The organism is Acinetobacter seifertii (assembly GCF_016064815.1).
Classification (GTDB): Bacteria; Pseudomonadota; Gammaproteobacteria; order Pseudomonadales; family Moraxellaceae; genus Acinetobacter; species Acinetobacter seifertii.
Map to the genome: position 1 here is coordinate 4,058,848 of NZ_CP065820.1, position 11,841 is coordinate 4,070,688.

Here is an 11,841-nt window from a genome sequence, read left to right on the forward strand (position 1 = left end):
CAATGTTATGTGTCAGATATCGTCAATACACTTTTATTAAAAAGTCGGTATCTGAGCATCGTGAAATTCATGATGTAGGCAAGACCTTGATCATGTTGATACAGATGTTTAATTCATCTGGCAACTGGTCGAGGTTTTTTTATGCCCAATTGCCGGATGTAGGGAGGATTTATGGAAACAATCGGCAATTTATGGCTGTACGTAGCATTCTTTGGCATAGTCATTGTCATGCTCCTAATTGATTTCTTGGGCTTTAAACAAAAGCAGGGCCAGGATGTCTCAATTAAGCAAGCTGCCTACTGGAGTGTGGCGTGGGTAAGCGTCGCGGTCTTATTTGGTGGCGGTTTATGGCTTTATCTTCAACAAACGGTTGGGGTGACCTTAGCAAACCAAAAAACCATGGAATACTTTGCAGGTTACTTACTTGAAAAGTCCCTCGCGATTGACAACGTTTTCGTCTGGTTAATGATTTTTGCGGCATTTGCTATTCCAGCTGCACTACAACGTAAAATTTTGCTCTACGGCGTATTAGGTGCAATCGTACTGCGTACTCTGTTTATTTTCATTGGTGCATGGTTCGTTCAAGAATTTTCTTGGGTGCTTTATATTTTCGGTGCGTTCTTGGTTTATACAGGCTTTAAGTTCTTAAAGGGACAAGAAGAAGAAACCAATATCGAAGACATCAAAATTTTAAAATGGCTACGTAAGCACATGCGTATTACCCCACAGCTTGATGGTGACAAATTCTTTGTACGCCAAAATGGTTTATTGTGGGCAACACCGTTATTTCTAGTTTTGATTTTGGTTGAAGCTTCAGATGTGATTTTCGCGGTAGATTCTATTCCTGCTATTTTCGCGGTAACGAGCGATCCATTCATTGTTTTAACAGCAAACTTAATGGCAATTTTAGGCTTACGCGCAATGTTCTTCTTGCTTGCTGGCGCTGCATCTAAATTGCATTACTTACCGTATGGTTTAGGCATCATTTTATTGTTCATTGGTGCGAAAATGTTGTTGCTTGATGTATTCCACATGCCAATCTGGATCTCGTTAAGCTTTATCGTAATCGTGTTAGCAATTACCGCTTATCTTTCTCTACGTCATAATAAGCGACAAATCTCATAGAATCTTTACTTATAATATTAAAGGGCTTTCATAGAAAGCCCTTTAATATTAGGAATTGACTATTTTTAATTTTGGCCATTGTTGTAACCAATTTTTGCTTTCTACACGATTTTTGAAAGTCTGATAACTAACGAGAGCTGAATTCCAACGTAAATTTAATTCGAATAAATCTGATAAGCCAAAAGGTGCAATTATTTCTAAATTACCGAAAGTGTCGAAACGTATTGCTATAGCTGTTGCTGTTTCTGACCATAATGATAATGCTTCCTCAATCGAAGTTAATGGTTGAATTTTTTCACCATTATCTTTACGGTACCATGTATGTACCAAAGCCTGATTAACAACATCCCAATCTTGATTTGGAAATTTGCTTTTTAACTCACTTTGCAATTCTTTTTGATAACTATCATCACATTCATTAGCATTATAATAAATCACATCCATATCACTTCTATTTAAATCATAAGTTTTGCCATGTAAATATGACCAAACTGTGTTTCTTACAGCACCAGCACTTAAATAAACTTTTGGATGCAATTGAGAAATAATAGCTAATGTCTTTAATAAACAAGGAGATTTCATCACCAAATCAATAAATTCTCGTTGATAATTATCATATATATTTGTCATATTTGGAAAATACTAAAGTCATCCACCATGTAATAGTACATAGAAGCTCTGCACGTTAAAAGCGCTGATCAATACCCTATGAAGATGCTCAAGAGCAGTACATTATTTTGTTGAGTAATAAACATATAGATCTACATAAAAAAGCACTTTTAAAGTGCTTTTTTATTGGGTCTTTCTTGCAATCAATCAGTGCACTTTAAGTATAAAACGCATAATGAACTTTCATTTTCAAATCTAATTTAGAACAAAAATTCAAAAATAAAATTCCATAAAATTATGTATTTTAATAATTTTACTCTTAATTTCTTTATTAAAAATCAATATTGGCAAGCTCTTTGCATCTCCTAAAAAGAAAAAAGCCTAGATTTTAGGGGCTCGAAAGAGCCCTGATTTTTTTAAGGAGAGATGCCATGAATGCGATTCCAACTTTAACGCCACTTGCAATGCCGTGTAACAGCAGCTTTGAAGCAAAAGATTGGGAAATTTTATCTACTCATTGGTATCCAGTTGCGCGTATTCAAGATGTCTCCACAGCACCTCAACGAGTTACATTACTAGACGTCAACATGGCTTTATATAAGACAGAAAGTGGTGAAATTCATCTGGTGCGAGACATTTGCCCACATCGTGGCGTTCCTTTAACCAAAGGTTGGGTCGATGGTGAAGAAATTGTGTGTCCTTATCATGGTCTACGCTATAACACTGAAGGGAAATGTACCCAAATACCAGCTCAACCCGAGTTAACTAAAATTTCGGATCGTTTTTCTCTGACCAAATTTCCGGTTGTTGAACGTTATGGCTTGATTTGGACCAGTATTCATGGTCGTGATGTTGCTAAAGCCAATATTCCTGTATTAGATACTTGGGACCATGCAGAGCATCAATCAATTTTACCGCCTTTTGTCGATATTGGCGGTTCTAGCGGGCGTCAACTCGAAGGATTTATCGATGTCGCTCATTTTGCATGGGTGCATCACAACGCCTTTGCCAGTCGCGATAATCCCGTTGTCCCTAAATACCATACTGAACGTACAGAATATGGCTTAAAAACAGTCTATATCAGTAATGTCAGTAACTATCCGCATGAGTTAAAACATCTCGAACCAGAAGGCTTTTTATGGAAGCGTACCTTTGATGTCTATCCGCCTTTTTCAGCTGTGCTTACGGTCGATTTCCCAGAAGGTGGGGTCTTAAAAATCTTAAATGCCTGCTGTCCTATCTCAAGCAATAAAACCCGTTTATTTGTTCCACTTACACGTAACTTTGACCAAACAGGGGATTTAGAAAAGGTATATGCATTTAATGCGCAAATTTTTGCAGAAGACCAAGACATGGTCGAATCACAAAAGCCAGAAGACCTTCCGCTTGATTTAATGATGGAGGCACATTTTGAAGCAGACCGTTCATCAACGACTTATCGACGGATTTTAGCAGAATGGGGCCTAAGTAAACGTTATACCGTTTAAATCTTGGCTAAGTGGGGTACAATCAATCGAAAAAAGTGAAAATATAAAGGCTTTCCATGTCATTGATCGCAAATACCACCGTTGTGCGTGGTCGTTTTTTAGATATTCAACAAACTGTCTCTGAGCCAACTGATATTCCAAATCAAGTGCGTTATCTAGAAGATGGTGTATTGATTAGTGAACATGGAAAAATCAAATGGTTTGGTGCATGGGAAGACGCTCAACAGCATCTTCCTGCTGGAGTTGAGGTTCAACATTACCCAGAACAATTGATTGTACCCGGCTTTATTGATACCCATATTCATTTTCCGCAAACTGAAATGGTGGGAGCTTACGGCGAGCAACTTTTAAGCTGGCTTAATACCTATACATTTCCAACCGAAATCCAGTTTCAAGACAAAGCATACGCAAGTGAAATTGCCCAGTTCTTTGTTCAAGAGCTATTAAAACACGGTACAACCACAGCCCTCGTTTTCTGTACAGTTCATCCTGAGTCTGTGGATGCCTTATTTGAAGCCGCAGAGCACGTTCAGATGCGTTTAATCGCCGGTAAGGTACTCATGGACCGTAATGCCCCTGAAGCGCTTTGTGATACCCCAGAAACGGCTTACAGCGACACTAAAGCACTCATTGAAAAATGGCATGGTAAAGGCCGTGCTCTATATGCAATTACGCCACGTTTTGCACCAACATCTACACCTGAACAGCTAGAAAGAGCAGGGCAGTTAAAACAAGAGTTTCCAGATGTTTATGTCCATACACATTTAAGTGAAAACAAAGATGAAATTGCTTGGGTGAAATCTTTATTTCCAGAACAAGCAGGCTATTTAGATGTTTATCAACATTATGGCCTAACTGGTAAACGTTCTGTATTTGCGCATTGCGTTCACTTAGAAGATCAAGAATGGCAATGTATGCATGATACGCAGTCAGCTATCGCATTTTGTCCAACCTCAAACCTGTTCTTAGGCAGTGGTTTATTCCCATTGAAAAAGACATGGGAAAAACAAGTGAAAGTAGGTTTAGGGACAGATATCGGTGCTGGTACATCATTTAGCTTGCTGCAAACTGTTAACGAGGCTTATAAGGTTCAGCAGTTACAAGGTGATAAACTTTCAGCTTATGAAGCGCTTTATCATGCAACCTTAGGCGGAGCAAAAGCGCTTGATTTACAAGACCAGTTAGGCAACTTCAACGTCGGTAAAGAAGCAGACTTTGTGGTATTGAATCTCAAGCCAACAGCATTACAGCAACTTCGTCAGTCTAAATCCAAGACTGTTGAAGATTCACTGTTTGCATTATTCACTTTAGGTGATGACCGTAATATTGAGGCGACTTATGTTTATGGAAAACGTGCTTATCAAAAAGAAACAGCCCAGTAAAAAAGGCATTATTAAGTTTTTGTTATTATTTGGAATATGTGCTGTTGCGTTAAAGCGTGATCGACATATTCAGCAAAATCATAAAATTTCAACTCCTTCAAAGGGTGCATGAAACGTCATTTTGCTTTAAAATTTTACCATTAACTCAGTTTTTCGAGGTGTTGCAGGTCAACACCTTTTTTATTTTTTCTTTTATATCTTGTAGGAATCTGCCATGACTGTTGCAATGAGCATCATGATTTCAACCGAAGAAATTCAAGCAAAAGTCAAAGAGCTCGGCGAGCAAATCAATTCTCACTATGCAAATAGTGACAAAGAATTGGTTCTGATTGGTCTACTTCGTGGTTCTGTTATTTTTATGGCAGACTTATGCCGTACCATTACCAAACCACACGAACTCGACTTTATGACAGTGTCTAGCTACGGCGGTGGTACCACTTCAAGCCGAGATGTTAAAATCTTAAAAGATCTTGACGGTGAAATTCGCGGTAAAGATGTACTAGTGGTTGAAGACATCATCGACTCAGGCAACACCTTAAGCAAAGTTGTGGAAATGTTGCAAACTCGCGAGCCAAATTCGATTCAATTGTGCACATTAGTGAGCAAACCATCTCGCCGTGAAATTGATCTCGAAGTAAAATTTTTAGGTTTTGAAGTTGAAGATAAGTTTATTGTGGGCTATGGCCTAGATTACGATCAAAAATATCGCCATTTGCCTTTTATTGGTGAAATTGGCCTATAAATTTCATAAAAATAGCACCATAAGGTGCTATTTTTTTATATAAGGTTTTATCTTTGAACAAAAAAGACACAAAAAGTCGCAATCTGCTACAGACAAAATAGACAGCTCTGTCGCACGATAGAATATGAAGCAAAATCATTAACTTCATCAAAAAAACAACTGGAGAACAAATATGTGGTCACTTATTGTTGCTATTGTGGTTGGTTTCTTCGCTGGCTTAATCGCTCGTGCTTTGCATCCAGGTGATGACAAGGCAGGCTTTATCGTTACCACTTTAATTGGTATTGCAGGTTCACTTCTAGCCACTTATGGTGGTCGCTTACTTGGCTTTTACGGAGAAAATTCAGCTGCGGGCTTTATCGCTTCCGTAATTGGTGCCGTCATTATTTTGTTTATTTACAATTTGATTGCACGAAAAAGCTAAACTTTAGTTCATTCATAAAAAAGCACCCTATGGTGCTTTTTTTAATATCTTTATAGACCTAGCTCTTTCCAGACTTCCTGAATTTCTTCAGCAGACCTTGCACCTATTAATTTAAAACCGTTTGCAAAAATCAGAGTAGGAGTAGCATTAAAACCTAATTTTCTTCCAAGCTCCAAGTTTCGGTCAATTGGGTTTGTGCAGCTCGCAACCATTGGTTTAACACCTTGTTCAATTAGCTTTTTCCAAGAGTATGATTGGTTTGGCGCACACCAAACTTGTCTGGAAACGACAATAGATTGAGGTTTTAAAGGATAGATAAACGTGTAAATTGTTACGTCTTTAAGCTTATCTAGCTCAGGTTCGAGCTTTTTACAGTAAGGGCAATTTGGGTCAGAAAATACCGCTAAAACATGCTGACCATTACCTTTAACTGTTTTAATAGCATCTTTTAAAGGCAATTGTTTCCAATCAATTGAATTCTGCCCTAAAACTAAGTCTTTGGTTAAATTCTTCTGATCTTTTAAGCGAATCATAGAACCTACCAACATATGCTGACCATCTTCACCAAGGTAAATGATTTGTTGATCCAGATTAGCGCTATATAGCCCGGGCATTTCGGTTTTCTGAATATTGCTAATTTTCAAATTAGGATATTGTTTTTTAATATTTTCCCGAACAGTATCCACATTAGCTAAACTCAAACTTGTAGTTAAGCTAAATAATGCCAATATTCCTAATTTTTTAAGCATAAAACCGACTCATAGAGAGGAAAGAATATCATTTTAATCAGTTCATCTTTTGAAAACAGAACTGATTACGAGTTATAACCAAACTCCCACTTAGTTAATCCAATGTTTCACGTGGAACATAAACAGCTTTTAAAAGCTTTCTCAATCTGATTTTGATCATGACGTGATACACTATAGCCGTGCATAACATTTAAACCCAATATACTCCCTACCAGTATATTGAATTATTAAGAGAAAACAGATGAGTCACATTGGTCAGGATAAAAAAATTCTTAATCGTGTAAAACGACTAAAAGGGCAAATCAACAGCATCGAAAATGCGATAGAACAACCAGAATCCTCATGCATCGATATTTTGCAGCAAGTTGCAGCCATCAAAGGTGCAATAAACGGTTTAATGAGTGAATTGATGGAACAACACTTACACCACCATGTACTTCAAGGTGCAGAAGTTGATCAAAATGAGTTAGAGGAATTTTTAAAAGTTTTAAAGAGATACGGCTAAGGAAATTACTGGATGACATAGCACTCTACATCATCCAGTTTTTTTATTATTTTCCAATACAGAAAGAACCAAAGATTTTGCCTAATAGGTCGTCAGCGCTAAAGTCGCCTGTAATTTCACCTAAAGCATTTTGAGCAAGGCGTAATGACTCGGCAACAAGCTCACCAGCGTTAAATACAACAAGTTGCTCACGTGCTTCTGAAAGATAGAGTTGTGTGCGCTTCATTGCGTCTAAATGGCGTGTTCTTGCAATAAACGTATCTTCCTCAGGGTGAAAACCTGCATGCGCTGTAATCGCATCTACGAGGCCTTGTACACCCATCTCTTGTTTTGCAGAAACTGTAATATGGCGGAACCCCTGAAAATCAGTGATTTCGGCTAATTGACCGGTTAAGTCGCATTTATTACCAATTAGCATTAAACGTCGCGGTTCAATATGCTCAGCAAAATATTCTTGAGCGAGTTGTAATGGGTCATCACCTTGATTCAAGTCGTAAACTAACAACAATAAATCGGCTTGTTCAATTTCCTTGATTGCTCTGCGAATCCCTTCTTTTTCGACCACATCACCCGTTTCACGAAGCCCAGCAGTGTCTGTTAAAGTGATTGGTAAGCCATTTAAGCTAATTTTTTCATGCAAAACATCGCGAGTAGTACCAGCAATATCGGTCACAATAGCCCGCTCTACACCAGCAAGTGCATTTAACAAGCTCGATTTACCCGCATTCGGTTTACCCGCAATCACAACTTGTAAACCTTCACGCAAAAGTTGTCCTTGTCGTGCAGATGTTTGAACTGCATGTACTGACTGCTGAACATCTTCGAGTAAAGCTAAAATCTTACCATCTGCTAGGAAATCAATTTCCTCTTCAGGAAAATCAATTGCAGCTTCTACATGCAATCGTAAATGGATCAGTTTTTCTAAAACTGTATTAATTTTTGTTGAAAATGCACCTTGTAAAGAACGGACTGCCGAACGAGCCGCAGCTTGCGAAGTCGCATCAATCAAATCCGCAATCGCTTCAGCTTGTACCAAGTCCATTTTGCCATTTTCAAAAGCTCGCATGGAGAATTCACCAGCTTTTGCAGCAATTGCACCAAGCTCAAATAAACGACCAAGCAAGGCATTTTGAATAACTGGACCGCCGTGACCTTGTAACTCGACAACATCTTCACCAGTAAAGGAGTGCGGATTTGGAAAGCACAACACTATCCCTTCATCTATGATGCTTCCATCTACATCATAAAACTTACGAAAACCAGCCATGCGTGCTTCAGGCAAGTTTTTTTGCGTCAGCTTTTGAGCAATTTCATAGGCCTTAGGTCCAGATAAGCGAATCACGCCCACTCCACCACGCCCTGGTGGCGTTGCAATTGCGGCAATTGTGGTTTGACTTTGCATATTACTCATCTAAAAAAACCCAAAATACAGCCAAAGAAAAATCCGCTTAAGATTACCATCTTAAGCGGATTGATTCAGCAAAAGTTCAACGTTTAAGATGCTGATTCAGTCTTGTTTAGACGACTTTTCGCAACACTCTTGTTAATAAACGACTGCTGTAAAATAGTAATACTGTTGTTCACAATCCAGTACAACACCAGACCCGCAGGGAAGAACAACATAAATACCGTGAACATAATCGGCATAATGCGGAACACTTTTGCTTGCATTGGATCAGCAGGTTGCGGGTTCAACATTTGCTGAGCAAACATTGTCGCACCCATAATTAATGGCAAGATGAACCAAGGATCCATTGCTGACAAGTCTTGAATCCAGCCTAACCATGGCGCATGACGCAATTCCACACTTTCCATGAGTACCCAGTACAAAGCAAGGAAAATTGGCATTTGTAGCAATAATGGTAAGCAACCTGACAGTGGGTTAACTTGTTCACGTTTATAAAGTGCCATCATTTCTTGCGAGAAGCGCATACGGTCTTCACCGAACTCTTCTTTCATGCGTTGCATTTCTGGTGCAATCACACGCATTTTCGCCATAGAACGATAACTTTTTGAAGATAAAGGCCACAAAATCATCTTCACCATAATGGTAAGCAAGATGATCGACCACCCCCAGTTACCAACAATACTATGGAAGAATTGAAGACCTAAGAACAACAACTTGGCAATTGGCCATAACCAACCATAGTCAACAGTCTGGTTTAAACCTACAGCCAAATCTTTTAATTCAGATTGTACTTTTGGACCTGAATAAAGCTTCGCATCTACTTCCATTGAAGTGCCAGCTGGAACATTAATTACTGGCGACGTAAAGCCAATAATATTCATATGATCCGCAGACTGACGAGATTCAAGCTTCGCAACATAAGGCTGACCATTTGCTTGGGTCAGTTTAAGATTTCCAGGAATCCAAGCACTAACAAAATAATGCTGAACAATCGCAACCCATCCACCTTTAGCTTCAGTATTTACTTTTTCTTCTGAGAAATTAGCAAATTTAAGCTTGTTATAGTGTGAATCAGGCGTACCCCATGCTCCACCTAAGAAAGTTCCTAGTGTGAAAATACCTTGAGAAGACTTACCAGGATCCTCAGAGTTATCGCGCTTTAATTGTCCAAACATCTGACCTTGCCAATTTTGTTGGCTACGGTTAATGACTTGATGGCTTACAACAATCGGATACTGACCTTGAGTAAAGGTGAAAGTTTTAATAATTTCAACGCCTTCTGGTGTTTTAAATACCATAGGAACGTTTAAAACTTTTTCAGCTTGACCCTTTTGATCTTGTACACCTTTAGCATCAGCCAAAGTATATGATGTTTTTTCAACCGCATATAACGGACGACCACCACGACTACTGTCTGGTCCATTCAAACCAATTAAGCCAGATTGAGCAACATATGTACGCTTGGCATCATTTTCAAGCATAACAAAAGGTTGATTACTGTCTTTGCTTTTGTCGTGAGAGAGTAATTCAATACGAACAATATCACCACCTTTTGGATTAATCCAAATATGGTAAAGGTCAGTTTGTACTGAAATAAGCTGTTGATTCACAGGTGCAGTTGCATCTGTGGTTTGTGACTGCGCAATATTTGCTTGTGGCACATCGGAAGCCACTGTTGCAGTTTTGGCATTTGGCAAATCAGCAGATACTTCATGCGAACTTACAGCCGCCGCTTGTTGTTGCGGTGCAGTTGCAGCATTTCCATAATCTTTTTGCCAAGCCAAAATGAGCAAATATGCGGTGACAAACATGGCCCCGAGAATTGCAAACCTGGCCCATTGTTGCATATCTATTACCCCAAATGGTTAGAGAGATTTTGCTTCATTAAACGATCACGAAAGGGTACAGCAACATGATGCGTTTGAGAATCTATTTGATGAAACGAAATAAAACGAATTGCTTTTGGCGGTACCGGATCATATCCGGAGCCTCCCCATGGATGACAACGGCAAATACGTTTAGAAGATAACCAAACGCCTTTAATTGCACCATGAGTTTGTAATGCTTCTATCGCATATTGGGAACAAGTTGGAATATAACGACAACGGGGTCCAAGAAGCGGACTAATCGCAATTTGATACAGACGAATCAACCAACGCAAAATACGAACCATTGGTCATCTCTTAGTTCTGCGAGGTTGGGACAACTTTAGAATGTTTTTTTGCCAAGCGTTGTAATTTTTGCCAAGCAAAATCTAATTGTTGATATAGCTCAGCATTCGTAATCGTTTCAATACCAACTTTAGGCATTACAACAACATCTATGTCTAACCCAAATTTCGGCTGATTAAGACGAAAGCTCTCACGGGCAAGACGCTTTATTCGATTTCTTTCATGCGCACGGCGCACTTTTTTCTTAGCAACGACAATACCCAAACGGCTATTAGGCTGTTCGGTGAATTTTGCAAGAAATAAAAAATGGGGCTGATGCACTTTAAAAAGCGCACCATCAAATACACTTTTATAATCTGCAGCACAGCGTACACGACGATCTGTGCTAAAACTGTAAAGTGCCATCACACCCAAGTCTGGTCAGCTAACAGTAATTAAACAGTTAAGCTATGACGACCTTTTGCACGACGACGAGCTAAAACTTGACGACCAGCTTTAGTTGCCATACGAGCACGGAAACCATGAACGCGCTTACGCTTTAATTCAGATGGTTGGAAAGTACGTTTCATATTGAAACTCCCAAAAATGATCTTTCTATAAAGGTCCGCGATTTTATTGTGCAATGTTTACGCTGTCAATGAAAAACCGAGAAAGTTTTGTATTTAAGTCAAATTTTTACTTTCCTACCTTCTGTTTATATTTAGCTACTTTTTCTTATTTAAGAGTTATGCACAAAGTAATTGTTTATTTTTATTGAGACTTTTAAGATATACACTTCTTATTTACATACTTATCAACAAACCAAGATGTCAAAGTGGTTCTGGTTTGGTATATTTGAATTTAAATTCATATTTTTTAGTTATCCACAATTTGATGCGACCCTATTATATAAATTCAAATTTTAAAATTTAAATTTATTCTTATTAGTGTGGACTTTTTCTGTGGATTTCGTAGTTTTAAATTTAAAAAACATATATTTGAGTTGTTGATAACTCTGTTTTTATTAACTTTATAGATTGTGGATAAGTTTATGTGTTAATTTATCCACAGGATGTGCAAAAAGTTATTCACAATTGGTTTTGAATTTAAATTTATTCACAAGAGTTTTCTTTTTAGACAAAATCAACTGAAATCGTCATGACAGATGTGGATAACTTGGGTAGAATGGCGACCCCTTCTTATCAGGAAGGGTTAATCTTTAAATGATTTGAATTTAAAACGCAGACATAGGGGATACAC

General features: G+C 38.4%; 13 protein-coding genes. 6 read left to right on the plus strand and 7 right to left on the minus strand.

Annotation, left to right across the window (positions count from 1 at the left end; genetic code table 11):
• The first annotated feature begins 171 nt into the window (after positions 1 to 171).
• Entirely contained in the window at positions 172 to 1,125 is a 954-nt protein-coding gene (locus I8T81_RS18790; protein WP_198071850.1) for a TerC family protein, read from the plus strand.
• A 48-nt stretch (positions 1,126 to 1,173) separates the two neighbouring features.
• Here I8T81_RS18790 and I8T81_RS18795 read toward each other — a convergent pair whose 3' ends face one another.
• On the minus strand, positions 1,174 to 1,755 hold the full coding sequence (locus tag I8T81_RS18795) for a nucleotidyltransferase family protein (protein WP_052319501.1): 582 nt from the start codon (positions 1,753 to 1,755) through the stop codon (positions 1,174 to 1,176).
• Between the two features lie 410 nt (positions 1,756 to 2,165).
• Here I8T81_RS18795 and I8T81_RS18800 point away from each other — a divergent pair, with 410 nt between their 5' ends.
• The 4 genes from I8T81_RS18800 (at position 2,166) to I8T81_RS18815 (ending at position 5,769) form a co-directional block, all read left to right on the plus strand.
• Positions 2,166 to 3,221: an aromatic ring-hydroxylating oxygenase subunit alpha gene (locus tag I8T81_RS18800; RefSeq protein ID WP_019456674.1), complete on the plus strand. Its 1,056-nt coding sequence runs from the start codon at positions 2,166 to 2,168 to the stop codon at positions 3,219 to 3,221.
• Between the two features lie 56 nt (positions 3,222 to 3,277).
• Positions 3,278 to 4,603, plus strand: a complete 1,326-nt coding sequence (gene guaD, locus I8T81_RS18805; RefSeq protein ID WP_107972687.1) for a guanine deaminase — start codon at positions 3,278 to 3,280, stop codon at positions 4,601 to 4,603.
• A 214-nt stretch (positions 4,604 to 4,817) separates the two neighbouring features.
• A complete protein-coding gene (gene hpt / locus I8T81_RS18810) occupies positions 4,818 to 5,345 on the plus strand; it encodes a hypoxanthine phosphoribosyltransferase (protein ID WP_000214980.1) in 528 nt (175 codons plus the stop codon).
• Positions 5,346 to 5,517: 172 nt separating this feature from the next.
• Positions 5,518 to 5,769: a GlsB/YeaQ/YmgE family stress response membrane protein gene (locus I8T81_RS18815; RefSeq protein ID WP_004706183.1), complete on the plus strand. Its 252-nt coding sequence runs from the start codon at positions 5,518 to 5,520 to the stop codon at positions 5,767 to 5,769.
• A gap of 50 nt (positions 5,770 to 5,819) precedes the next feature.
• On the opposite strand, the gene I8T81_RS18820 is transcribed toward I8T81_RS18815, so the two are convergent.
• Positions 5,820 to 6,518, minus strand: coding sequence for a DsbC family protein (locus I8T81_RS18820; protein ID WP_198071851.1), 699 nt, complete (start codon positions 6,516 to 6,518; stop codon positions 5,820 to 5,822).
• 241 nt (positions 6,519 to 6,759) lie between these two features.
• Between I8T81_RS18820 and I8T81_RS18825 the strand changes: the two genes are divergently transcribed.
• Positions 6,760 to 7,023: a metal/formaldehyde-sensitive transcriptional repressor gene (locus I8T81_RS18825; RefSeq protein WP_004706188.1), complete on the plus strand. Its 264-nt coding sequence runs from the start codon at positions 6,760 to 6,762 to the stop codon at positions 7,021 to 7,023.
• Positions 7,024 to 7,069: 46 nt separating this feature from the next.
• Here the strand turns inward: I8T81_RS18825 and mnmE are convergent, their stop codons facing one another.
• The 5 genes from mnmE to rpmH form a co-directional block, all read right to left on the minus strand.
• Positions 7,070 to 8,425, minus strand: a complete 1,356-nt coding sequence (mnmE, locus tag I8T81_RS18830; protein ID WP_198072791.1) for a tRNA uridine-5-carboxymethylaminomethyl(34) synthesis GTPase MnmE — start codon at positions 8,423 to 8,425, stop codon at positions 7,070 to 7,072.
• A gap of 92 nt (positions 8,426 to 8,517) precedes the next feature.
• On the minus strand, positions 8,518 to 10,278 hold the full coding sequence (gene yidC / locus I8T81_RS18835) for a membrane protein insertase YidC (RefSeq protein ID WP_004706192.1): 1,761 nt from the start codon (positions 10,276 to 10,278) through the stop codon (positions 8,518 to 8,520).
• A 5-nt stretch (positions 10,279 to 10,283) separates the two neighbouring features.
• Positions 10,284 to 10,604 carry a membrane protein insertion efficiency factor YidD gene (gene yidD / locus I8T81_RS18840; RefSeq protein ID WP_004706194.1) on the minus strand — a complete coding sequence of 107 codons (321 nt, stop codon included), beginning with the start codon at positions 10,602 to 10,604 and terminating at the stop codon, positions 10,284 to 10,286.
• Between the two features lie 10 nt (positions 10,605 to 10,614).
• Entirely contained in the window at positions 10,615 to 11,007 is a 393-nt protein-coding gene (rnpA, locus tag I8T81_RS18845; protein WP_004706196.1) for a ribonuclease P protein component, read from the minus strand.
• A 29-nt stretch (positions 11,008 to 11,036) separates the two neighbouring features.
• Positions 11,037 to 11,171 carry a 50S ribosomal protein L34 gene (gene rpmH, locus I8T81_RS18850; protein WP_000831329.1) on the minus strand — a complete coding sequence of 45 codons (135 nt, stop codon included), beginning with the start codon at positions 11,169 to 11,171 and terminating at the stop codon, positions 11,037 to 11,039.
• Positions 11,172 to 11,841 lie beyond the last annotated feature (670 nt).

What these genes read in the sequence shown, in the direction of transcription:
- yidD (WP_004706194.1), bottom strand. Translation starts at nt 10,604, where the DNA reads ATGGTTCGTATTTTGCGTTGGTTGATTCGTCTGTATCAAATTGCGATT.
- yidC (WP_004706192.1), bottom strand. Translation starts at nt 10,278, where the DNA reads ATGCAACAATGGGCCAGGTTTGCAATTCTCGGGGCCATGTTTGTCACC.
- I8T81_RS18800 (WP_019456674.1), top strand. Translation starts at nt 2,166, where the DNA reads ATGAATGCGATTCCAACTTTAACGCCACTTGCAATGCCGTGTAACAGC.
- hpt (WP_000214980.1), top strand. Translation starts at nt 4,818, where the DNA reads ATGACTGTTGCAATGAGCATCATGATTTCAACCGAAGAAATTCAAGCA.
- rpmH (WP_000831329.1), bottom strand. Translation starts at nt 11,171, where the DNA reads ATGAAACGTACTTTCCAACCATCTGAATTAAAGCGTAAGCGCGTTCAT.
- I8T81_RS18825 (WP_004706188.1), top strand. Translation starts at nt 6,760, where the DNA reads ATGAGTCACATTGGTCAGGATAAAAAAATTCTTAATCGTGTAAAACGA.
- I8T81_RS18820 (WP_198071851.1), bottom strand. Translation starts at nt 6,518, where the DNA reads ATGCTTAAAAAATTAGGAATATTGGCATTATTTAGCTTAACTACAAGT.
- I8T81_RS18815 (WP_004706183.1), top strand. Translation starts at nt 5,518, where the DNA reads ATGTGGTCACTTATTGTTGCTATTGTGGTTGGTTTCTTCGCTGGCTTA.
- rnpA (WP_004706196.1), bottom strand. Translation starts at nt 11,007, where the DNA reads ATGGCACTTTACAGTTTTAGCACAGATCGTCGTGTACGCTGTGCTGCA.
- guaD (WP_107972687.1), top strand. Translation starts at nt 3,278, where the DNA reads ATGTCATTGATCGCAAATACCACCGTTGTGCGTGGTCGTTTTTTAGAT.
- mnmE (WP_198072791.1), bottom strand. Translation starts at nt 8,425, where the DNA reads ATGCAAAGTCAAACCACAATTGCCGCAATTGCAACGCCACCAGGGCGT.
- I8T81_RS18790 (WP_198071850.1), top strand. Translation starts at nt 172, where the DNA reads ATGGAAACAATCGGCAATTTATGGCTGTACGTAGCATTCTTTGGCATA.
- I8T81_RS18795 (WP_052319501.1), bottom strand. Translation starts at nt 1,755, where the DNA reads ATGACAAATATATATGATAATTATCAACGAGAATTTATTGATTTGGTG.